Genomic DNA, 21,733 nt, shown 5'->3' with positions numbered 1-21,733 from the left:
GTGGCCGCTGCGGTTTTCTTCAAGGAGTAATGTCTTGAACGTGTCCATCGAACCAACCCCTTATCAGGAACTGGGCGGTGACGAACCGCTACGACGCCTGGTCGACCGCTTCTATGATCTGATGCTGTGCGAACCCGATGTAGCCGAAGTGCGCGACATGCATGGCAGCGATACCACGCAGATCCGGGAGCGACTTTTCGATTTCCTTTCCGGGTGGCTGGGTGGTCCCTCTCGTTTCATCGAAAAGCACGGCCACCCGCGGTTGCGTTTTCGCCACCGCTTTTTCCGCATCGGCGTGCTCGAGCGCGACCAATGGATGTTCTGCATGCGCAAGGCGCTGGCCGAAACCCCCATGGACGGTGGCTTGCGCGTCCGGCTCGAGCAGGCGATGGCGAACATGGCCGATGCCCTGCGCAACGATTCGCATGATACGTACGGCTGCGGTGCCGGCGGTTGCGCAAGCGCGCCGGAGCACGCCGGGCAGTGCGGATGCTGATCAGCCCGGATAGTGCTCTCGCGGTCGACGCAACCGGGATCAAGCGGCTGCGTCGGCCGCAGGCGGGCCGCGCAGACGTTTTGTCGCAGGGGATTCGTCACAATTCGTCCGATTGAAATTGATCATCGAAGCGATAGAAGGCATAGTCGCCGGCACTTTGGAATCAATGACACGGCCGTGCCCATGCGCCAACGCTTCGCACCCCTCGTGCCTCTCGCACTTATCGCCCTGCTGACGGCCTGCGCCGGCCAGCCCGTACAGACCGAGCAGCAGATCGAATCGCCTCGGCTGTCGCACAATCATCCTCTTGCAGACTTCGACCTCGCTGCCCTCGAAAAGAGTGAAGAGCAGTCGTTGGCCGAACTGACCGACGAACACGACTACCAGCTGCCGCAGCTGGCCGACAGCATCCTCGAACGCGGCTTCACCCTGGTTGGTACCCCGTATCGCTACGGCGGCAGTTCGGTGAAGAGCGGATTCGACTGCAGCGGCTTCGTCGGTTTCCTGTTCCGCAAGGAAGCCGGCCTCGAGCTGCCGCGTTCCACCCGCGAGCTGATCAACCTCGACGCACCGGTGGTCAAGCGCAGTGAGCTCGAGCCGGGCGACGTGGTGTTCTTCAACAACCGCGGCCGTGGCCGAGTCAGCCACGCCGGCATCTACATCGGCGACGACCAGTTCATCCACGCCTCCAGCAGCCGCAGTGGTGGCGTGCGCGTCGACAGCCTGGACGACAAGTACTGGCGCGCCAGCTACATGGAAGCCAAGCGCGTGCTCGCCCTGGCTTCGGACCTGGTTCCGCACACGTCCCAGCACTGATCCCGCGACCTGCGGGGGTTGCGTCTTCCCGTACATGCCGGCAGAGTGATGGCTCATTTGCCTGGACCGCTCTGCCATGCACTATCCGGCTCGTCTCACGCTCGTTGTTCTGACTGCGCTGCTGACCGCCTGTGCCGGGCAGGCGCCCACGCCGCCACTCGTGCAGACGCCCAAGGCCCATCAGGCCGTACCCGGCGCCGCTGAAGACGTGCTGTTCAGCGCGATTGGCCTGGTCGGCACGCCTTATCGCTGGGGCGGCAACACGCCGGACAGCGGCTTCGACTGCAGTGGCCTGATCGGCTACGTCTACCGCGGCGCAGCCGGCATCCAGCTCCCTCGCACCACTCAAGCCATGAGCAATTTGCGCGGCCCGTCGGTACGGCGCGACGCACTGCAGCCCGGCGATCTGGTGTTCTTCGCGACCAGCGGTGGGCGCCGGGTCAGCCACGCAGGCATCTACGTTGGCGAAGACCGCTTCGTTCACGCGCCATCATCTGGCGGCACGGTACGTCTGGACAGCCTTACTGCCGACTACTGGCACAAGAGTTATCTGGGCGCCAAGCGCGTGCTCGACCAGGAGCAACTGGCCCGCAACCCCTGAGCGTCATCCGCATAGAACCCCCGTCGTAGACGCCCTGTCTTTAGTCGTACTCATATGCTGAAACATTCTGCGTTTGACACGCGGTGATTCCGCTCGCCTGGCGCTTTGGCTAACATGCGCATCCCCAATTCCTCCCCGTGCGTCGTTCCGTCGCGCACAGACCCTTTTTCCCCACTTCCCATTAGGTGAGATATGCCTGAATTGCTGACGTACGTGCTGATTGCACTGGCGGTGGCGGCGCTGCTTGGCGTCGTGCTCGAAGAAATTACCCACGTGAACAAGGCCAAGGTGACGCTGTTCTTCGGCACGCTGGCCTGGCTGCTCTTGTTCATCTTTGCTCCGGCGGGCGAGGCGCGGGAAACCGTGCTGGAAAGCCTCAACGAGAACATCGCCGAGATTGCCGGTTTGTGGATCTTCTTGGTGGCGGCGATGACCTTCGTCGCCTACCTGAACAAGAAGGGCATGATCGAGAATTTGATCTATCTCGTCCTGCCGAAAAGAATCAGTGAGCGCGCGCTGCTGTTTCTCACCGCGACCTTCTGCTTCGTGTTCTCGTCGCTGGCCGACAACATCACCGCGACGCTGGTTTCCATCACCCTGATCCTCTCGCTGCAGCTGGATAGGGCGAAGACCATCAAGTTCGCGACACTGGTGGTTTTCTCCGTCAACTCCGGTGGCGTCGCGCTGATTACCGGTGACGTCACCACGCTGATGATCTTCCTCGCCGGCAAGGTGGCGATCCTCCAGCTGCTGGCACTGGCCGTACCGGCATTTATCGCGGTAATGGTGCTGGCGGCCATGCTGTCGATCGGCATGAAAGGCGAGGTAGCGGTGCAGGGCCATCGCAACGATGTGCGCGGCGTGGATGTGGCTATTGCGCTGATCTTCCTCTGCACCATTCTGAGCACCATCGTCGGCAACTTCCTGTTCCAGATTCCGCCGGTGCTGACCTTCCTCGCCGGCCTCTCGGTGATGTTCCTGGTTGCGCGCTTCTTCAGCGACGACAACGACTCCGATCCGATTCTCGAATACGTACGCCAGGTGGAGTTCGAAACGCTGTTCTTCTTCCTCGGCATCCTCCTGCTGGTCGGCATGCTCAAGGAGATTCGCGTGCTCGACGGGCTGGTGCACATCTATGACCAGGTCCCCGCCGTCATGGCCAACTACCTGATGGGCCTGATGTCGGCAGCCATCGACAACGTGCCGCTGACCGCAGCGCTGCTCAAATCCGGGTTGGAAATGGGCGTTGCCGAATGGATGGTGCTGACCTACGCGGTCGGTGTCGGCGGTTCGCTGCTGGTGATCGGTTCGGCCTCCGGTATCGTCGCGATGAGCAAGGTGCCGGGGCTGACCTTCGGTAGCTATCTGCGTTACATGCTCTACCTGTTCATCGCCTTCAACATCGGCTTCGCCGGTGTCTATCTGGTCGGCCTGTCGGTGGGCTGACCGCGGTTCGCGCGCGACCGCGGGTTACCAGCTCAGGTTGAAGTGCGAACCCAGCACGAAGCGACCGTCGAGCAGGTCCCAGCGCTCGACGCAGACCTTCTTCTGCTCGCCGGGGTGCAGCTTCAGGCGGTTGAAGGAGTTCGGCGAGGTGCCACGCAGGCGGGTCGAGAGCGTGGTGCCCGCCTGCACCATCCAGATCTCCCGCGCAAGGCCGCTGTACTGTCTGGACAACGGCAGCACGTAGGGCAGGTGGATGTGTCCGCCCATGACCAGATCCAGGCCATGCTCGGCCCAGCGCTGCAGCGCGGGTTCGGCGCCGTGCTGCAGGTTGCTCAGATCGCTCGGCACCATCGCGCCGAACGGCTGGTGGGCCACCACGATGCGAATCTTGCGCGGGTCACCCTCGGCCAGCCGCTGCGCCACCCGTTCCACTTGCCGCCCCGTCACCACGCCGTCCTTGTGCCGGCGCGGATGAGTGGTATTGAGCCCGATCACCAGCATGTCGTCGTTCTCGAATACCGGCTCCAGCTCATCACCGAAGTGTCGCCGGTAGTTGCCGTACGGTGTGAACAGACGGGCGAAGAGGTTGTACAGCGGGATGTCGTGATTGCCCGGAATCACCAGCGTATCGCCGACGCCGTCGGCCTCCAGCCGACGGACGAAGGCCGCGGCACTGGCGAACTGGCCGCGGCGGGCGCGCTGGGTGATGTCGCCGGAGAACACCAGCAGATCGGCTCGATGCTCACTTACATGATCCTCCAGCGCCTGGACCACGGCTGGTTGCTCGGTGCCGAAATGGGTGTCGGAGATCTGCACGATGCTGGTCATGGGCTTGGCTGAGGGTCCTGGCTGTTTGCTGGCATTGTTGCATTCGAATCCTTTCGGCGTCCGCCGTTCCAAGCGGCGAGATGCAAGCGAAGATTGCAGAGGCCGTGCGACAACCTCGTGGTTGCGTGATGCCCGACCTTGGACTAACCTCCGCGTCGCCTCAGGTGCCCCCTGGCCTTGTGCCAGACGGGTGAAACAGGGAAGCCGGTCCATTCTCACGAAGATTCCGGCGCTGCCCCCGCAACGGTAGGCGAGTCGAGAAACCGCAACGGCCACTGTGCTCAACGCATGGGAAGGCGCGGTTTCGGGATGCCGCAAGGCATACGCTCGCAAGCCCGGAGACCGGCCTGTCGCATTTCACTGACAGTGCGGCGGGCGCTGGGCGGGTGCATATCCCTCGCGGTATTCACTTCCTTTTGCGGTTCCTCCGTCTGTCTTCGTCGACTTTCAGTCGTGCGGGTGGGCACGACGGAGACCTGAACCTTGACTGGCAAGCCCCGTTTCAAGCCAGCGGCCTATGTGCTGCTCGGCAGTTTTCCCTTTTCCATCGGCCAACTGGCCGCAGCCCCGCTGGACCTCGAACAGCAGGTGGTGACCGCCACCCGTACCGCGCAAACCGCCCAGCAGAGCCTGGCCGCAGTCACCGTGCTGGACCGCGAGCGCATCGAGCGTAGCCAGGCGGCTTCGTTACCCGAGCTGCTCAAGCAGGTGCCTGGCGTTTCGCTGGCCAACAACGGCGGGCCTGGCAAGTCCACCTCGCTGTTCATGCGCGGCACCGAATCTGATCACGTGCTGGTGATGATCGACGGCATCAAGATCGGCTCGGTCTCGGGCGGCGGCGCGGCCCTGCAGGATCTGCCGCTGGAGCTGATCGAGCGCATCGAGGTGGTCCGCGGTCCGCGTTCCAGCCTGTACGGCTCGGAGGCCATTGGCGGAGTGATCCAGATATTCACCCGCAAGGGCCAGGGGCAGGGCGTCAAGCCGTTCTTCTCGGCCGGCTACGGCACCCATGACACCTACACGGGCAGCGCCGGCGTTTCCGGCGGCGACGGTCGTGGCTGGTACAGCCTGGGTGTCAGCGGTTCGGACACCGACGGCATCAACGTCAAGTCGGCGGACACTAGCGGCTACGAACGTGACACCGATGGCTATCGCAACCTGTCCGCGACCCTGAGTGCCGGTTACCGCTTCGACAACGGCCTGGAACTGGACGCCAACCTGCTGCAGGCCAAGTCCCATAACGACTACGACAGCGTGAACCGGGCCCGCACGTCCGGTTTCGGCGCCAATGCCGATGGTGAGTCGAGGATCTTCGGCACCCGCGCGCGCTTCAGTCCGCTGGAACCCTGGCGGGTGACGCTGCAGGCCGGGCGCAGCGAAGACAAGTCCGATGCCTATCAGGACGGGCAGTTCTATTCACGCTTCGACAGCCGTCGCGACACGCTCAGCTGGCAGAACGATATCGAGCTGACTGCGGGGCATACGCTGATCCTGGGTGCCGATCACCAGCGCGACGAGGTCAACGGCACCACGGTCTATGCCGAGGACTCCCGGGACAACGACGGCTATTTCGCGCAGTACCTGGGCGAAGTCGGCCGCCATGATTGGCAGCTGTCGCTGCGCCGGGACGACAACGAGCAGTTCGGCCAGCACGACACCGGCAACATCGGCTACGGCTATGCGCTGACCGACTGGCTGCGCGGCACCATCAGCTACGGCACGGCATTCAAGGCACCAACCTTCAACGAGCTGTATTTCCCCGATTACGGCAATCCCGAGCTGGATGCGGAAACCTCCGAAAGCCTCGAAGTCGGCCTTGCCGGGCAGCATGGCTGGGGCCACTGGGCAGTGAATGCCTATCGCACCGTGGTCGATGAACTCATCGCCTATGACGCCAGCATTTCCGCGCCGGCCAACGTGCAGGAAGCGCGCATCCGCGGGGTCGAGCTAGTTCTCGGCAGCCAGTTGCTCGGCTGGGACTGGAATGCCAACTACAGCCTGCTGGAACCAGAGAACCGCTCCGCCGGCGCCAACCGCGGCAACGAACTGGCGCGCCGGGCCAAGCAGCTGTTCAACCTCGATGTCGATCGCCGGTTCGGCGCCTTTAGCGTCGGCGCCAGCCTGCATGCCGAAGGGCAGCGCTACGACGACCTGGCCAACGCCCGCGAGCTGTCCGGCTACGCCACCCTCGATCTGCGCGGTGAATACCGCATCACCCCCGAGTGGCGCCTGCAGGCGCGCGTCGCCAACCTGCTGGACGCCGACTTTGAGACCGCCGAGGGCTACAACCAGCCCGGCCAGGCGGCCTATCTGACGGTGCGCTACCAGGCCCTGTAAGACCGCGGCGCGGGCATGTCGTCCGCGCCCATAGAAGGAGACTGCAATGATCAAGCTTGCCCCGAGATACCAGCTGCTGGTCGGCCTCGCGCTTGCCGCGCTGCTGGCCATGACCCGCGGACAGCACTTCGCTAGCGTCAACCTGCCGAGCGCGTCCTGGGCGGTGTTCTTCCTCGCCGGTGTGCTCGTACGGCCGAAGTGGGTGTTTCCGGCACTGTTTCTCGAGGCTTCGCTGCTGGATTTCGCCGCCATCCAGTGGGCCGGTGTCAGCGACTGGTGCATGTCGCCGGCGTACTGGATGCTGGTGCCGGCATACGGTTCGCTGTGGCTGGGCGGTCGACTCTACGCCCGTCTGCATCGTGACCATTTCAGCAGCCTGGCGACCCTGGCGCTGTGCGTGATGGCGAGCGCCTTCGTTTGCTACCTGTTCTCTGGCGGCGGCTTCCTCTATTTCTCCGGGCGCTACCCGGAGCCGACGCTGGCGCTGCTTATCGAGCGCATCGCCACCTATTACCCGCGCTACCTGTCGACCCTGGCGCTGTATGTCGGCGTCGCCGCGCTGCTGTTCGTCGGCCTGCGCGCCTGGGCCGGGCAGCGAGACGAGGCCCGCGCATGAGCGAATCCAGCGAACGCGACGAACGCCACAAGGCGCGCATGCAGCGCAAGAAGGCGCTGATGGACGAGAAGATCGCCGAGGCGCAGGACGAGTACGGCCTGCTGCTGGTGCATACCGGCAACGGCAAGGGCAAGAGCAGCTCGGCCTTCGGCATGCTGGCGCGTGCGCTCGGCCATGGCATGAAGGTCGGCGTGGTGCAGTTCATCAAGGGCGCGGCCAGCACCGGCGAGGAGGCGTTCTTCCGGCGCTTTCCGGACGAGGTGCGCTACCACGTCATGGGCGAGGGCTTCACCTGGGAAACCCAGGATCGCCAGCGTGACATCGCCAAGGCCCGCGAAGCCTGGGCGGCGGCGGCCGAGTTGCTGGCCGATCCCGAGATTGGCCTGGTGGTGCTCGATGAGCTGAACATCGCATTGAAGTACGGCTACCTGGAGCTCGCGCCGGTGCTTGCCGACATCGAGTCGCGGCCGCTGCTGCAGCACGTGGTGGTCACCGGCCGCGGCGCGCCGGACGGGCTGATCGAGGCGGCGGACACCGTCACCGAGATGGGCCTGATCAAGCACGCGTTCAAGGCGGGTGTTAAGGCGCAGAAAGGAGTCGAGTTCTGATGATCGTTTCGACCAGTGAGGGTGGATGGGTGAAGCGTCATCCACCCTACGGCGCCTGCCTGTGCGAAATGGCGAAGGGAGGTCGCAATGACCAGTAGAAACTGCCCGGCGCTGTTGATCGCCGCGCCGGCCTCCGGCCAGGGCAAGACCACCGTCACCGCGGCTCTGGCCCGGTTGCATGCGCGGCAGGGCAAGCGCGTGCGGGTGTTCAAGTGCGGGCCGGACTTTCTCGACCCGATGATCCTCGCGCGTGCCAGTGGCAAGCCGGTCTATCAGCTCGACCTGTGGATGGTCGGCGAAGAGGAGTCGCGACGCCTGCTCTGGGAAGCGGCGGGCGAGGCCGACCTGATCTTGATCGAGGGCGTGATGGGTCTGTTCGATGGCGCGCCCTCGGCGGCCGATCTGGCGCGGCGCTTCGGCGTGCCGGTGCTGGCGGTCATCGACGGCTCGGCCATGGCGCAGACCTTCGGCGCCATGGCGCACGGGCTGAGCAGCTTCCAGCCGGACCTGCCGTTCGACGGCGTGCTGGCCAATCGGGTCGGCAGCGCCCGGCATGGCGAGATTCTGCGTGACAGCCTGTCGGAGTCGATCCGCTGGTACGGCGCCCTGCCGCGCAGTGTCGAGGTGGAGCTGCCCAGTCGGCACCTGGGGCTGGTACAAGCCGAGGAGCTGGCTGATCTGGACGCCCGTCTGGATGCCGCCGCCGATGCTCTGGCACTCAGTGCGGACACCGAGTTGCCTGCCCCGGTCACTTTCGCCGCGCCGGCCAGTGCGCCGCTCGAACCGCTGCTGGCGGGTGTACGCATCGGCGTCGCACGCGATGCGGCCTTTGCCTTTCTCTATCAGGCCAATCTCGACCTGCTGCAGGCGTTGGGTGCCGAGTTGCTGTTTTTCTCGCCGCTGCGCTTTGCTCGCTTGCCGGCCGTGGACAGTCTCTATCTACCGGGCGGTTATCCCGAGCTGCACCTGCGCGGTCTGTCGCGCAACCGCGCCATGGCCGAGGCGATCCGTGCGCATCATGAAGCGGGCAAGCCGATCCTCGCCGAGTGCGGCGGCATGCTCTACCTGCTCGACGGGCTGACCGATCGCGGCGACGAGCGCGCGCAGATGCTCGGCCTGCTGCCCGGCGAGGCGCGCATGCAGAAGCGTCTGACGGCATTGGCGCTGCAGGAAGTGGAGCTGCCGGAAGGGCGGCTGCGCGGGCACACCTTCCATCATTCGGCGCTGGAGTCGCCACTCGAGCCGCTGGCTCGCGGCGAGTGCCCGAACTACAAGCGCACCGCCGAAGCGGTCTACCGCCGGGGCCGGCTGACGGCGTCCTACATCCACCTGTACCTGCCGTCCGATCCGGCAGCTGCCGCGGCGCTGTTCCGGCCATGAGCGTGCATGCCTTCAGCCCGCAGGAGCGCGCGGCGGTCTATCGCGCCATCGGCGAGCGTCGCGACATGCGCCATTTCGCCGGCGGTGAGGTTGCACCGGAGCTGCTGTCGAGACTGCTCAACGCGGCGCACCAGGCACCCAGCGTTGGCCTGATGCAGCCGTGGCGCTTTATCCGCATCACCCGCGCCGAGTTGCGCACGGCCATCGCCGCTCTGGTCGACGAGGAACGCCGGCGCACGGCCCAGGCGCTCGGCGAGCGTTCCGCCGAGTTCATGCGGCTCAAGGTCGAGGGTATCGAGGATTGTGCCGAGCTGCTGGTTGCCGCGTTGATGGATGGCCGCGAGCAACATATCTTCGGCCGCCGCACGCTGCCGGAGATGGACCTCGCGTCGCTGGCCTGCGCGATCCAGAATCTCTGGCTCGCGGCGCGGGCGGAAGGCCTGGGGATGGGCTGGGTGTCACTGTTCGATCCCGCCGCGCTGGCCGCCTTGCTCGGTATGCCGGACGGTGCCAAGCCGGTGGCGATCCTCTGCCTCGGGCCGGTGCAGGAGTTCTACCCGGCACCGATGCTGGCACTGGAAGGCTGGACCACGCCGCGACCGCTGCACGAACTGGTTTTCGAGAATGCCTGGGAGGCGAAATGAGCAAGGGGCCGCAGCGCATCGTCTGCCTGTCCACCGAGACCTGCGAAACGCTTTACCTGCTGGGCGAGCAGGCGCGCATCGTCGGCATCTCCGGCTTCACCGTGCGCCCGCCGCAGGCGCGCAAGGAGAAGCCCAAGGTCAGCGGCTTCACCAGCGTCAAACACGAGCAGATTTTGGCCCTCGAGCCGGACCTGGTGCTCGGCTACAGCGACCTGCAGGGCGACATGCTCGCCGAGCTGGCGCGCGAAGGGCTGGAAGTGCACCTGTTCAACCAGCGCAATATCGCCGGCATCCTGCGCATGATCGAGACCCTTGGTGCGCTGGTGCATGCCGGCGAGCGTGCGCGGGCGCTGATCGCCGAGCTGCAGGCGGGGCTGGATGCCATCCGCGCCAGTGCCGCAGCCTTGCCGCGCCGGCCACGAGTGTATTTCGAGGAATGGAACGACCCGCTGATTTCGGGCATCGCCTGGGTCAGCGAGCTGATCGAACTGGCCGGTGGCGAGGACTGCTTCGCCGAGCTGGCGTCGTTCAAGCGCGCCAAGCAACGCATCATCGAGGACCCGCAGGAAGTGGTGCGCCGCGCGCCGGAGCTGATCATCGGTTCCTGGTGCGGCCGCCGCTTCCGGCCGGAGCAGGTGGCGGCCCGGCCAGGCTGGCAGGCGATTCCAGCGGTGCGCACGGGCCAGCTGCACGAGATCAAGTCGCCGGACATCCTCAACCCCGGCCCGGCGGTGCTGACCGATGGCGTGCGCCAGCTGCATGCGCTGATCAGTGCCTGCGCGCAGAGGGCCGAGTGAGTCTGTTCCTCACCGTCAGCGCGGCGCTGCTGCTGGATGCGTTGCTCGGCGAACCGAAGCGGGCGCATCCTCTGGTGGCCTTCGGTCGCCTGGCCGATCGCCTGGAACAGCATTTCAACGGGGCTGCAGCGCGCGGCTGGCGCAGCCACGGGGTGACCGCCTGGTGCCTGGCGGTGCTGCCGCTGACCGTGCTGGCCTGGCTGCTCAGCCTGTTGCCGGGCATCGGCTGGCTGGTGGAGATCGCGCTGCTCTATCTGGCCCTGGGCCTGCGCAGCCTCGGCGAGCATGCACTGCCGGTGGCGCAGGCGCTGTGGCGGCATGACCTTCCCGAGGCACGCCGCCGCGTCGGCTGGATCGTCAGCCGCGACACCACGCAACTGGACGAAGAGGGCGTGGCCCGCGCGGCCACCGAGTCGGTGCTGGAGAACGGCAGCGATGCGGTGTTCGCTGCGCTGTTCTGGTTCATCGTCGCGGGCGTGCCGGGTGTGGTTCTGTATCGCCTGAGCAACACGCTGGACGCCATGTGGGGCTATCGCAACACGCGCTTCGAGCGCTTTGGCTGGGCCGCCGCACGCATCGACGACGTGCTCAACTATTTGCCGGCACGGCTGGTCGCGCTGACCTACGCATTGCTCGGGCGCACCCGCCGCGCACTGCGTTGCTGGCGCACCCAGGCGCCCTTGTGGGACAGCCCCAACGCCGGTCCGGTCATGGCCTCAGGCGCCGGAGCGTTGGGCGTGGTGTTGGGTGGCGCCGCCATCTATCACGGTGAGGTGCATGCGCGACCCGAGTTGGGGCGAGGCAAGGCGCCACAGGCGCGGCATATCGAGCATGCGCTGGATCTGGTCTGGGGTGGCGTCGGTGTCTGGCTGCTGGCGCTGCTGTTCGGTGGCTGGCTCTATGCTTGAGCACGGTGGTCGTCTGCGCGCAGCTGCGCAGCGCTACGGCATTCCGCTGTCGGATTGGCTCGACCTTTCCACCGGTATCGCCCCCTATCATCCGCCGTTGCCGAGCATTTCCAGCTGCGCCTGGGCACGTCTGCCGGAGCCCGACGATGGCCTGGAAGCGGCGGCGCGGCAGTACTACGGCGCGCGCGCGGTTATGCCGGTGGCTGGTTCGCAGAGTGCCATTCAGGCCTTGCCGCGTCTGCGCGGGCTGGCGCGGGTCGGCATCGTGTCGCCCTGTTACGCCGAGCACGCCGAGGCCTGGCGCCGCCTCGGCCATCGGGTCGTCGAGCTCTGCGAGGCCAGCGTGCCGCGCGCGCTGGATCAGCTCGACGTGCTGGTGGTGGTCAACCCGAACAATCCCACCGGCCAGATGATCGCGCCGCAGCGTCTGCTGGAATGGCGCAGCGATCTGGCGGCGTACGGCGGTTGGCTGGTGGTGGATGAGGCGTTCATGGACTGCACGCCCGAGCACAGCCTGGCCGCGCACAGCCACCTGCCGGGACTGGTCGTGCTGCGCTCGTTCGGCAAGTTCTTCGGCCTGGCTGGCGCGCGACTGGGCTTCGTGCTGGCTCATGCCGGCCTGTTGCGTTCCCTCGCCAGGCTGCTCGGCCCCTGGACGGTGAATGGCCCGACCCGGCAGCTCGCTGCCGAGCTGCTGGCCGATCAGTCCGCTCAACAGCGCCAGCGCGAATGCCTGCACTGCGACGGCCAGCGCCTGGTTGATCTGCTGCGGCGCCACGAGCTGGCGCCGCTCGGTGGCTGCGCACTGTTCCAGTGGCGGGTCAGCGCCGACGCCGCGCTCTTGCATGACTTTCTCGCCCGTCGCGGCATTCTCACCCGGCTTTTCGCGCAGCCTTCCAGCGTTCGCTTCGGCCTGCCGACCGATGTCGGCTGGGCGCGCCTGGAGCAGGCACTGCAATCCTTCAGGGAGCAACATCTATGACCACGCTGATGGTGCAGGGCACCACCTCGGACGCCGGCAAGAGCACGCTGGTGACTGCGCTGTGCCGCTGGCTGGCGCGCCAGGGTGTCGCGGTGGTGCCGTTCAAGCCGCAGAACATGGCGCTCAACAGCGCGGTGACTGCAGATGGCGGCGAAATCGGCAGGGCTCAGGCCGTACAGGCGCAGGCGGCGAACCTTACGCCGCACACCGACATGAACCCGGTGCTCCTGAAGCCCAACAGCGACATCGGTGCCCAGGTGATCATCCACGGCCGCGCAGTCACCAGCATGGATGCCGTTGCCTACCACGACTACAAGCGCATGGCGATGCAGGCGGTGCTCGACTCGCACCGGCGGCTGTCAGCGGCGTATCGTGTGGTGATGGTCGAGGGCGCAGGCTCGCCTGCGGAGATCAATCTGCGCGCCGGCGACATCGCCAACATGGGCTTCGCCGAGGCGGTGGACTGCCCGGTGATCCTGATCGCCGATATCGACAAGGGTGGCGTGTTCGCCCATCTGGTCGGCACCCTGGCGTTGCTCTCCGAAAGCGAGCAGGCGCGGGTGCAGGGCTTCGTCATCAACCGCTTCCGCGGCGATATCGCGCTGTTGCAGCCCGGCCTCGACTGGCTGGAACAGCGCACCGGCAAGTCGGTGCTGGGCGTGCTGCCATACCTGATGGATTTCCATCTGGAAGCCGAGGATGCCATCGACGTGCGCCAGTCCGGCAAGGCCGGCGAGACGCTGAAGGTGGTGGTGCCAGCATTGCCGCGCATCAGCAACCACACCGACTTCGACCCGTTGCGCCTGCACCCGCAGGTCGACCTGCAATTCGTCGGCCCCGGGCAAGCGATCCCGGCTGCCGATCTGATCATCCTGCCCGGTTCGAAAAGCGTTCGTGCCGACCTTGCCTGGCTGCGCGCCAACGGCTGGGAAGCGGCGATCCGGAAGCACCTGCGCTACGGCGGCAAATTGCTGGGCATCTGCGGCGGCCTGCAGATGCTCGGCATGCGCATTGCCGATCCGCTCGGGCTGGAAGGTCCGGCGGGGGAGAGCGAGGCGCTTGGGCTGCTGGACTTCGCCACTGTACTCGAAGCCGACAAGCAGCTGCGTAACGTGCAGGGCCGGTTGCTGCCGGAAGGCGTGCCAGTCACCGGCTACGAGATCCATGCCGGCGTCAGCAGTGGCCCGGCCCTCGAGCAGCCAGCCGTGCGGCTGGATGACGGGCGCGGCGACGGCGCCATCAGCGACGACGGCCAGATTCTCGGCACCTATCTGCATGGCCTGTTCGAAGGGCCCGAGGCCTGTGCCGCGCTGCTGCGCTGGGTGGGCCTCGAGGTGGTGCAAACCGTCGATTACCACGGTTTGCGCGAGCGCGACATCGAGCGCCTCGCCGACCTGGTCGAGACGCATCTGGATACAGCGCGGTTACGCGCGCTCTGCGGGCTGGGAGGCTGAAGGTGCTGGAACTTATTCTTGGCGGTGCCCGCTCGGGCAAGAGCCGCTTTGCCGAGCGTCTGGCTGCCGGTAGCGGCCTGGCGGTTACCTATATAGCCACCAGCCAGCCGCTGGACGACGAGATGACCGCGCGTATCGCCCATCACCGTGAGCGGCGCCCGGCGCACTGGGCACTGGTCGAAGAACCCCTGCAACTGGCACGGGTGCTGCGCGAGCAGGCTGCCGCAGGGCGCTGCCTGCTGATCGACTGCCTGACCCTCTGGCTCACCAACCTGCTGATGCTGGACGATGCGGTGCGCCTCGCCGAGGAACGCGATGCCCTGCTCGAGTGCCTGGACGGGTTGCCGGGGCGGATCCTGCTGGTCAGCAACGAGACCGGCCTCGGCGTGGTGCCGCTGGGCGAGCTTACCCGTCGCTATGTCGACGAGGCCGGCTGGCTGCACCAGGCCGTGGCGGAACGGACGCAGCGGGTGACCTTTATGGTCGCCGGGCTGCCCATGACATTGAAGGACGCACATTGAAGGAAGCGCATTGATGCAGGATTGGTGGAACGAGCCATGCCGCATGCTGGATGAATCCGTGCGCGCCCAGGCATTGGCGCGCCAGGACCAGTTGACCAAGCCACGTGGTGCGCTCGGCCAGCTCGAAGCCCTGGCGGTGGCGCTGGCCGCCATGCAGGGTAGCGAGCGGCCGCAGGTCGAGCGCCTGCATGTCAGCGTGTTCGCTGGCGATCACGGCGTGGTGCAGGAGGGTATTTCGGCCTATCCGCAGTCGGTGACCGGGCAGATGCTGCGCAATTTCGTCGGCGGCGGGGCGGCGCTCAGCGTGTTGTCGAAGCGCCTGGGCGCGCCGCTGGAGGTGATCGACCTGGGTACCGTGGAGCCGCTGCAACTGGAGGGCGTAAGCCATTTGCGGCTTGGCCCTGGCACGGCGAACCTGGCTCGCGAAGCGGCGATGAGCGACGAGCAGTTACGCCAAGCCCTGGCGGCCGGCCGCGACAGTGCGCAGCGCGCCGCGCAAGGTTCTGCCCAGCTATTCATCGGCGGCGAAATGGGCATCGGCAATACCACCAGCGCCAGCGCCTTGGCTGCCATACTGCTGCCGCGCTCGCCGTTGACCCTGGTCGGGCCGGGCACCGGGCTCGATCTGGCTGGCATTCGCCACAAGATTCAGGTGATCCAGAACGCGGTTCGGTTGCACGCCGAGCATTGCGTCGCGCCGCTGGAAGCGCTGCGCCGACTGGGTGGTTTCGAGATCGCGGCGCTGGCGGGTGCCTATCTGCGCTGCGCGCAGCTGGGTATTGCGGTGCTGGTCGACGGCTTTATCTGCAGCGCTGCCGCGCTCTGTGCGGTGCGGCTGAACCCGGCGTCGCGGCCTTGGTTGATCTTCGCCCATCGTTCTGCCGAGCCCGGTCATCTGGCGGTGCTGGAAGCACTTGGCGCCGTGCCGCTGCTCGATCTCGGCTTGCGCCTGGGGGAGGGCAGTGGTGCGGCGCTGGCGGTGCCCCTGTTGCAGCAGGCCTGTGCGCTGCACAACGACATGGCGACGTTCGCTGAAGCTGCAGTGTCGGACCGAACTGCATGATCACGCGCATCGATCTGCTGCGCCATGGCGAGACCGAGCGGGGCGGTGGCTTTCGCGGCAGCCTCGACGATGCGCTGACTGAGCGTGGCTGGCAGCAGATGCGCGATGCGGTTGCTGGCGCCGGTCCCTGGGACGTGCTGGTCAGCTCGCCGCTGCAGCGCTGTTCCGCCTTCGCGCGGGAGCTGGCCGCGCAGCAGGGTTTGCCGTTGCAGCTGGAGCCGGACCTGCGCGAGCTGCATTTTGGCGACTGGGAAGGCCGTAACGCCGCCGAGCTGATGCAGGACAGTGCCGAGTCGCTCGGCCTGTTCTGGGCCGATCCCTACGGTTTTACGCCACCTGGTGGCGAGCCGCTGGTGCAGTTCGAGGCGCGCGTGCTGGCGGCCATCGACTGTCTTAGGCAGCGCTTTGCCGGCCAACGACTGTTGGTCATCTGTCATGCCGGCGTGATGCGCCTGCTTCTGGCGCGTGCGCGGGGCTTGCCACGGGAGCGGCTGCTGGAGGTGGTCGTGGCCCACGGCGAACTGCTGGCGCTCGACGCTTCTCCGGCGGGCGAACCGGCCGCCGTCGAGGTATAGGACCTGCCGATGCTGCCGCTATTGATCGCCCTGCAATTTCTCACCAGCTTGCCGATCCGCTTGTCGGCAATGCCGGAGCCCGAGCAGCAGGGGCGTTCGTTGCTGTATTACCCGGTGGTTGGTCTGTTGCTCGGCGCGTTGCTCTGTCTGGCCGCGTTTGTGCTGGGTGGGGCTGCACCGCTGTTACAGGCGGCCTTGCTCCTCACCCTCTGGGTTGCGCTGACCGGCGGCCTGCACCTCGATGGCCTGGCCGACAGCGCCGACGCCTGGCTGGGGGGCTTCGGCGACCGCGAGCGAACGCTGCAGATCATGAAGGACCCGCGCAGCGGGCCGGTCGCCGTGGTGGTCCTGGTGCTTCTGCTATTGCTCAAGTTCAGCGCGCTGTTGGCGTTGCTCCAGGCGCAACAGTACTCCGCACTGTTGCTGGCGCCGGTGCTGGGGCGGGCCGCGCTGCCAGCGCTGTTTCTCTTGACGCCGTATGTGCGGCCCAACGGACTTGGTCATGCGCTGGCAGCGAATCTGCCGCATGGCGAGGCGAGGGGCGTACTGGCGCTGGTCGCGGTGGGTTGTTTGCTGTTCGGCAGCAGCGGGCTGATCGCCCTGTTGTTGGCCGCGGTGACGTTCCTGTTGGCGCGTCGCGCCATGTTGCGCCGACTCGGCGGCACAACCGGCGATACCGCCGGCGCGCTGCTGGAGCTGGTGGAATGCACGGTATTGGTAGGGCTGGCGCTGCAGCTCTAGCGGTCGTCCACCGGTCGACGGTCGAGCACGGGCGCATGCTGGGCCATCAGTTCAATGACCCAATCGATGAACACGCGCAGCTTGGCGCTGACGTGTCGATTCGGCGGGAATGCCAGGTACAGCGGCATTTCATCGAGCCGCCAGTCTTCCAGCAGTGGCAACAGCTCGCCGTTGGCCAGGTGCTTTCTGACCATATACTCCGGCAGCCAAATAATGCCCAGCCCGGCCAGCCCTGCGGCCAGGCAGGCATTGCCGTCGTCCACGGCAAGCGCATAGCGGCCGTGCACCTGAACCTGCTCGTCCTGTCGCTGCATGACGTACGCCGTCGGTTTGCCGGTGCGTGCCCAGAGAAAACCGACGACACGGTGGTGGCTGTTTTCCAGCTCGCTCGGATATGTCGGCACGCCGGCGCGTTCGAGGTAGCCAGGGGCCGCGTAGACGCCAAGGCGTAGGTCGCCGACGTGGCGGGCGATCAATGATTGGTCGGTGATTTCCCCACCGCGTACGACGCAGTCCACGTTCTCCCCAATCAGGTCCACCCGCCGGTCGCTGACGCCCATGTCCAGCTGGATGTCCGGATACTTCGCATAAAAGTCCGGCAATGCCGGAATCAGGATCATCCGCGCCAGTGGGCTGGGGACGTCCACGCGCAAGCGTCCCCGGGGTACTGCAGCGGCGGCGGACAGGCTGGTTTCGGCGTCGTCCAGATCGGCCAGCAGGCGCAGGGCTCGCTCGTAATAGGCGGCACCGTCGGCGGTCACGTTGACCTTGCGCGTGGTGCGGTTGAGCAGCCTGACGCGAAGCCGCGCCTCGAGTTGCTGGACCTGCTGGGTGACGCTGGTCTTGCTGATGCGCAGGGTCTCGGCGGCCTTGGTGAAGCTGCCGGTCTCCACCACGCGAACGAAGGCCTGCATCGCATCGAAACGGTCCATCTGAACTCCCGAGGATTGTTTGGATTACGCAAATAGTGTTGAGCGACCTGGCGCGTTTATCCAGCGCTATGCGCCTTCTACAGTGAGGCCTTCATTCAACGGGTCGCTCCGACCCTTGCTGGAGGTTGCACATGACACCGCGTGACGTTGTTTTTCCGCCTGGCCGTCAGGCGCTCTACGAGCGCAATCGTTATTCCCCGGCCATCCGTGCCAATGGCTTGCTGTTCGTCTCCGGCCAGGTCGGCAGCCGCGAGGACGGCTCGCCCGAACCGGAGCTGGAGGCGCAGGTCCGGCGCGCCTTCGATAACCTGAACGCGATTCTCGGAGCGGCAGGCTGCACCTTCGACGACGTCATTGACGTCACCGTGTTCATGGTCGATCCGCAGGCGATCTTCGAGCGGGTCTGGAAGGTCGTGCCCGAATACTGGGGCGCTGCGCCGCATCCGACGCTGACCGCGGTCGGGGTTACCTGGCTTTACGGCTTCCAGTTCGAGATCAAGGTGATCGCCAAGCTGCCGGAGCCGGCCGAGGCTTGATCCGCCTCAGCCCAGCAGCGCGACCGTCTTGATCTGCGCCCACAGCTGCTGGCCGGGGGTGATCGCCAGCTGATCCGCGGAACGCCGGGTAATCCGCGCCAGCAGCGGCGTGCCGCCGGCATCGAGGCGCACCAGCACGTGCGCCGGCGTATCGGCTGCGACCATGGCCTCGACCCGCGCCGGCAGGAGATTGGTGATGCTGCTGCCTTCGGCGCGCTGCAGCGCCAGGCTCACGTCGCGGGCGTGCACACGAAAGCGCAGACGCTGACCCAGAGCTTCCGGACGCTGCGAGACCAGCACTTCGCCGCCGGGGAAGGCCAGCCGGGTGAGGTGGTAGTGGGCGTCGTGGCTGGCGATCTCGCCTTCCACCACCACGCCGGCGTCCTCGCTGAAGGCAGTCGGCAGGTCAAGCCGAGCCAGGGTTTCGCGCAGTTCGCCCTGGGCGATGGCGCGACCCTGTTCCAGCAGCACCACGTGGTCGGCCAGCCGCGCCACTTCGTCCGGCGAGTGGCTGACGTAGAGCACGGGGATATCCAGCTCGTCGTGCAGGCGCTCCAGATACGGCAGGATCTCGCTCTTGCGCTTGAGGTCGAGCGCCGCCAGCGGTTCGTCCATCAGCAGCAGGCGCGGGCTGGTCAGCAGCGCTCGGGCGATGCCGACGCGCTGGCGTTCACCGCCGGAAAGGCGATCCGGCATGCGCTCGAGCAGATGGTCGATGCCCAGCAGCGCTACCGCCTGATCCAGCGCTACACGGCGCTGCGCTGACGCCACGCGGCGCATGCCGAATTCCAGATTGCGTCGCACCGACAGGTGCGCGAACAGGTTGGCGTCCTGGAACACATAGCCGATGGCGCGACGATGCGGTGGCACGAACAGGTTTTGCGCGTTGTTCTGCCAGTGTTCGCCGTTGACGGTCAGTTCGCCGCGGCCAGAGCGTTCCAGCCCGGCGACGCAGCGCAACAGGGTGGTCTTGCCCGAGCCGGAATGGCCGAACAGCGCGGTGACACCACGGCCGGGCAGCTGCAGGTCGACGTCGAGGCTGAAATCGGGGTAATCCAGGCGAAAGCGCGCGCGGATGGCATTGTCATTGCTGAGCCCACTCATCCGCGCCACCCCTGTCTGAAGCGGCTGCCGTAAAGCATCAGCAGCACGAGGAAAGAAAACAGCAGCATGCCGCCGGCCAGCCAGTGAGCCTGGGCGTACTCCATGGCCTCGACGTGATCGTAGATCTGCACCGAGACGACCCGAGTCTTCTCCGGAATGTTGCCGCCGATCATCAGCACCACGCCGAATTCGCCGACGGTATGGGCGAAACCGAGAATGCTGGCGGTGATGAAACCGGGGCGGGCGAGTGGCAGCACCACGCTGAAGAAGGTGTCCCATGGGCCGGCGCGCAACGTGGCGGCGGCTTCCAGCGGGCGCTCGCCGATGGCCTCGAAGGCGTTCTGCAAGGGCTGCACCACGAAGGGCATCGAGTACAGCACCGAGCCGACCACCAAGCCGGCGAAGGTAAACGGCAGCAAGCCGAGGCCAAGGCTTTGCGTCAGCTGGCCTACCGGGCCGTTGGGGCCCAAGGCAACCAGCAGGTAGAAGCCCAGCACGGTAGGCGGCAATACCAGCGGCAGCGCCACCACCGCGCCGATCGGGCCTCGCAGTCGAGAACGGGTGCGCGCCAGCCACCAAGCCAGCGGTGTGCCCAGCAGCAACAGCAGCAAGGTGGTGACGCTGGCCAGCTTTAGCGTCAGCCAGATGGCTGCGAGATCGCTACCGTCGAGCATGTCGTCGCCTCACTCCACTGCGTAGCCGTATTCACGGATCAGTGCCTTGGCGGTCTCGCCTCTGAGGTACGCCAGCAGCGCCTGAGCAGCCGGGTTGCCTACGCCATGGCGCAACAGCAGCGCGTCCTGACGGATCGGCGCGTGCTGGTCTGCCGGCACCACCCAGCCCGAGCCTTTGCCGATGCGGCCGTCTTCGATCACCTGCGACAGCGCGACGAAACCGAGCTCGGCATTACCGCTGGCAACGAACTGGTGGGTTTGCGCAATGTTCTCGCCCTGCACGAAGCGTGGCCGCAGTTTTTCGCGCAGGCCCATGCGGTCCAGCGTGGCCATCGCCGCAGCGCCGTAGGGTGCGGTTTTGGGATTGGCTACGGCCAAGTGGCGGAAGTCGCCGTCGCTCAGAACCTTGCCTTGCGGGTCGACGTACCCCTCGCGAGGCGACCACAGCACCAGGGTGCCGATGGCATAGGTGAAGCGGCTGCCGGCGATTCCGATGCCGTCGTGCTCGAGCCGCTGCGGGGTACTGTCATCGGCGGACAGCAGTACGTCGAAGGGGGCGCCGTTGTGGACCTGCGCATAGAACTTGCCGGTGGCGCCGAACGCCAGCACGGCGCGATGGCCGGTGTCGCGGGCGAAGGCGGCGGCGATCTTCTGCATCGGCGCCGTGAAATTGGAAGCGACCGCGACCTGTACGTCGTCGGCGGTGGCAGTCAGCGGCAGGCAGAACAGCAGGGCGGCGCATAGACGACGGACCGAGTGCATGGGTATTCCTTCAATCGATGGCAATGATGACGTGGGAGGCCTTGATCAACGCGGTACACGGCTGACCCACGGCCAGCCCCAGCTCTTCGGCGCTTTCATTGGTAATCACGGCGCCGAGGGTGCGTTCGCCAGGCAATGCCAGCTTCACCTCGCAGTTCACCGCCCCAGGCAGCAGCGCGCTGATGGTGCCGGTAAGGCGATTGCGTGCGCTGATCTTCACTTCCGGATCGGGGGAGAGCAGCACGAAGCTGGCCTTGATCAGGGCCATGGCGGTCTTGCCCGGTGCCAGTTGCAGCTCGTCGATGCTGTCATTGGTCAGTGTGGCGGTGATGGTTTGGCCGGCACCGATATCGAGGCTCAGGCTGCCGTTGACGGCGCCTTTGCTGACGGCCGTGATGCGGCCGCGAAACTGGTTGCGCGCGCTGGTCTTCATGGCGATGGCCCTCAGCAGTCGGTCGATGTCGTCGAAGCCTTCGATGCCCTCGGCCAGCTGGGCGAGGAAGCGCTCGTACTCGGTCTGCATGCGCCGCCAGACGTGAAGCATTTCCCGGCCAAAATCGGTCAGGCGCGTGCCGCCGCCCTGGGCGCCGCCGGCAGAGCAAATCACCAATGGACGTTCGGACAGGTTGTTCATGGCATCCACCGCATCCCAGGCGGCCTTGTAGCTGAGCTTGATGGCCTTGGCCGCTCGGCTGATGGAGCCTGTCGCTTCGATTTGTTCGAGCAGTTCGATGCGCTTGCCGCCGAGATAGCCTTTCTCGCCCCGGTTGAACCAGAGTTGGCCATCCACGCGCAGTGGCTGACGGGCGTCGGGCATATACGTGCCTTCGAGTCGTGTTGATGGGCGGCATTGTGGATTGCGTTATATCGTCTTGTATATAGCGCTATCGAGGTAGATGGGGGCGAACCTGC

General features: G+C 66.1%; 24 protein-coding genes and 1 riboswitch. Of the genes, 18 read left to right on the top strand and 6 right to left on the bottom strand.

Annotation, left to right across the window (positions count from 1 at the left end):
- Positions 1-40: 40 nt before the first annotated feature.
- The 4 genes from ACX1DW_RS10270 (at position 41) to nhaD (ending at position 3,359) form a co-directional block, all read left to right on the top strand.
- Positions 41-496 (top strand): group II truncated hemoglobin, encoded by a 456-nt coding sequence (locus ACX1DW_RS10270; protein ID WP_253748123.1) that lies wholly within the window; start codon positions 41-43, stop codon positions 494-496.
- Between the two features lie 183 nt (positions 497-679).
- A complete protein-coding gene (locus ACX1DW_RS10265; protein ID WP_200599961.1) occupies positions 680-1,312 on the top strand; it encodes a C40 family peptidase in 633 nt (210 codons plus the stop codon).
- Between the two features lie 76 nt (positions 1,313-1,388).
- Positions 1,389-1,913: a C40 family peptidase gene (locus ACX1DW_RS10260; RefSeq protein ID WP_125868407.1), complete on the top strand. Its 525-nt coding sequence runs from the start codon at positions 1,389-1,391 to the stop codon at positions 1,911-1,913.
- A gap of 192 nt (positions 1,914-2,105) precedes the next feature.
- Positions 2,106-3,359, top strand: a complete 1,254-nt coding sequence (gene nhaD, locus ACX1DW_RS10255; protein WP_133456018.1) for a sodium:proton antiporter NhaD — start codon at positions 2,106-2,108, stop codon at positions 3,357-3,359.
- A gap of 24 nt (positions 3,360-3,383) precedes the next feature.
- Here the strand turns inward: nhaD and ACX1DW_RS10250 are convergent, their stop codons facing one another.
- Entirely contained in the window at positions 3,384-4,187 is an 804-nt protein-coding gene (locus ACX1DW_RS10250) for a metallophosphoesterase family protein (protein ID WP_125877371.1), read from the bottom strand.
- Positions 4,188-4,332: 145 nt separating this feature from the next.
- Positions 4,333-4,552, top strand: a riboswitch (cobalamin riboswitch).
- A 118-nt stretch (positions 4,553-4,670) separates the two neighbouring features.
- Here ACX1DW_RS10250 and btuB point away from each other — a divergent pair.
- The 13 genes from btuB to ACX1DW_RS10185 all read left to right on the top strand — a co-directional run bounded on the left by btuB (position 4,671) and on the right by ACX1DW_RS10185 (position 16,813).
- Positions 4,671-6,524, top strand: coding sequence for a TonB-dependent vitamin B12 receptor (gene btuB, locus ACX1DW_RS10245; RefSeq protein ID WP_458993331.1), 1,854 nt, complete (start codon positions 4,671-4,673; stop codon positions 6,522-6,524).
- Positions 6,525-6,570: 46 nt separating this feature from the next.
- Positions 6,571-7,140, top strand: coding sequence for a hypothetical protein (locus ACX1DW_RS10240; protein ID WP_458993330.1), 570 nt, complete (start codon positions 6,571-6,573; stop codon positions 7,138-7,140).
- Complete coding sequence (cobO, locus tag ACX1DW_RS10235) at positions 7,137-7,748, top strand: cob(I)yrinic acid a,c-diamide adenosyltransferase (protein WP_133456015.1); 612 nt, start codon at positions 7,137-7,139, stop codon at positions 7,746-7,748. Before ACX1DW_RS10240 ends, cobO begins: the two co-directional genes overlap by 4 nt.
- A gap of 87 nt (positions 7,749-7,835) precedes the next feature.
- Positions 7,836-9,128, top strand: a complete 1,293-nt coding sequence (locus ACX1DW_RS10230; protein WP_133456014.1) for a cobyrinate a,c-diamide synthase — start codon at positions 7,836-7,838, stop codon at positions 9,126-9,128.
- The gene (bluB, locus tag ACX1DW_RS10225; RefSeq protein WP_458993329.1) at positions 9,125-9,772 is read left to right on the top strand and encodes a 5,6-dimethylbenzimidazole synthase; all 648 of its coding nucleotides are present in this window, start codon (positions 9,125-9,127) and stop codon (positions 9,770-9,772) included. Before ACX1DW_RS10230 ends, bluB begins: the two co-directional genes overlap by 4 nt.
- Positions 9,769-10,569 carry a cobalamin-binding protein gene (locus ACX1DW_RS10220; RefSeq protein WP_458993328.1) on the top strand — a complete coding sequence of 267 codons (801 nt, stop codon included), beginning with the start codon at positions 9,769-9,771 and terminating at the stop codon, positions 10,567-10,569. The genes bluB and ACX1DW_RS10220 overlap by 4 nt, the downstream gene beginning before the upstream one ends.
- Positions 10,566-11,477: an adenosylcobinamide-phosphate synthase CbiB gene (cbiB, locus tag ACX1DW_RS10215; RefSeq protein ID WP_200599942.1), complete on the top strand. Its 912-nt coding sequence runs from the start codon at positions 10,566-10,568 to the stop codon at positions 11,475-11,477. The genes ACX1DW_RS10220 and cbiB overlap by 4 nt, the downstream gene beginning before the upstream one ends.
- Positions 11,470-12,459 carry a threonine-phosphate decarboxylase CobD gene (gene cobD, locus ACX1DW_RS10210; RefSeq protein ID WP_458993327.1) on the top strand — a complete coding sequence of 330 codons (990 nt, stop codon included), beginning with the start codon at positions 11,470-11,472 and terminating at the stop codon, positions 12,457-12,459. The genes cbiB and cobD overlap by 8 nt, the downstream gene beginning before the upstream one ends.
- Positions 12,456-13,913, top strand: coding sequence for a cobyric acid synthase (locus ACX1DW_RS10205; RefSeq protein ID WP_458993326.1), 1,458 nt, complete (start codon positions 12,456-12,458; stop codon positions 13,911-13,913). Before cobD ends, ACX1DW_RS10205 begins: the two co-directional genes overlap by 4 nt.
- A gap of 2 nt (positions 13,914-13,915) precedes the next feature.
- Positions 13,916-14,434, top strand: coding sequence for a bifunctional adenosylcobinamide kinase/adenosylcobinamide-phosphate guanylyltransferase (cobU, locus tag ACX1DW_RS10200; protein WP_458993325.1), 519 nt, complete (start codon positions 13,916-13,918; stop codon positions 14,432-14,434).
- A gap of 13 nt (positions 14,435-14,447) precedes the next feature.
- Positions 14,448-15,497 carry a nicotinate-nucleotide--dimethylbenzimidazole phosphoribosyltransferase gene (gene cobT, locus ACX1DW_RS10195; protein ID WP_458993324.1) on the top strand — a complete coding sequence of 350 codons (1,050 nt, stop codon included), beginning with the start codon at positions 14,448-14,450 and terminating at the stop codon, positions 15,495-15,497.
- On the top strand, positions 15,494-16,072 hold the full coding sequence (locus tag ACX1DW_RS10190) for a histidine phosphatase family protein (protein ID WP_458993323.1): 579 nt from the start codon (positions 15,494-15,496) through the stop codon (positions 16,070-16,072). The genes cobT and ACX1DW_RS10190 overlap by 4 nt, the downstream gene beginning before the upstream one ends.
- Before the next feature lie 9 nt (positions 16,073-16,081).
- Positions 16,082-16,813: an adenosylcobinamide-GDP ribazoletransferase gene (locus tag ACX1DW_RS10185; RefSeq protein WP_458993322.1), complete on the top strand. Its 732-nt coding sequence runs from the start codon at positions 16,082-16,084 to the stop codon at positions 16,811-16,813.
- Here ACX1DW_RS10185 and ACX1DW_RS10180 read toward each other — a convergent pair.
- Positions 16,810-17,745: a LysR family transcriptional regulator gene (locus tag ACX1DW_RS10180; RefSeq protein WP_458993321.1), complete on the bottom strand. Its 936-nt coding sequence runs from the start codon at positions 17,743-17,745 to the stop codon at positions 16,810-16,812. The two genes, ACX1DW_RS10185 and ACX1DW_RS10180, sit on opposite strands and share 4 nt — an antisense overlap.
- A 131-nt stretch (positions 17,746-17,876) precedes the next feature.
- Here ACX1DW_RS10180 and ACX1DW_RS10175 point away from each other — a divergent pair, with 131 nt between their 5' ends.
- Complete coding sequence (locus ACX1DW_RS10175; RefSeq protein WP_133456006.1) at positions 17,877-18,281, top strand: RidA family protein; 405 nt, start codon at positions 17,877-17,879, stop codon at positions 18,279-18,281.
- Positions 18,282-18,287: 6 nt separating this feature from the next.
- On the opposite strand, the gene modC is transcribed toward ACX1DW_RS10175, so the two are convergent.
- From modC to ACX1DW_RS10155, 4 genes are read right to left on the bottom strand one after another with little or no spacing between them, the layout of a single operon-like run.
- Positions 18,288-19,385 carry a molybdenum ABC transporter ATP-binding protein gene (modC, locus tag ACX1DW_RS10170; protein WP_458993320.1) on the bottom strand — a complete coding sequence of 366 codons (1,098 nt, stop codon included), beginning with the start codon at positions 19,383-19,385 and terminating at the stop codon, positions 18,288-18,290.
- Positions 19,382-20,059, bottom strand: coding sequence for a molybdate ABC transporter permease subunit (modB, locus tag ACX1DW_RS10165; protein WP_458993319.1), 678 nt, complete (start codon positions 20,057-20,059; stop codon positions 19,382-19,384). Before modB ends, modC begins: the two co-directional genes overlap by 4 nt.
- A 9-nt stretch (positions 20,060-20,068) precedes the next feature.
- Positions 20,069-20,821: a molybdate ABC transporter substrate-binding protein gene (modA, locus tag ACX1DW_RS10160; RefSeq protein WP_458993318.1), complete on the bottom strand. Its 753-nt coding sequence runs from the start codon at positions 20,819-20,821 to the stop codon at positions 20,069-20,071.
- 10 nt (positions 20,822-20,831) lie between these two features.
- Positions 20,832-21,638: a TOBE domain-containing protein gene (locus tag ACX1DW_RS10155; RefSeq protein WP_161611919.1), complete on the bottom strand. Its 807-nt coding sequence runs from the start codon at positions 21,636-21,638 to the stop codon at positions 20,832-20,834.
- Between the last annotated feature and the right edge of the window lie 95 nt (positions 21,639-21,733).

Source organism: Stutzerimonas sp. KH-1 (genome assembly GCF_054483855.1).
Note: the sequence above shows the minus strand (reverse complement) of the source record. Positions and strands in the feature narration are given on the sequence as shown.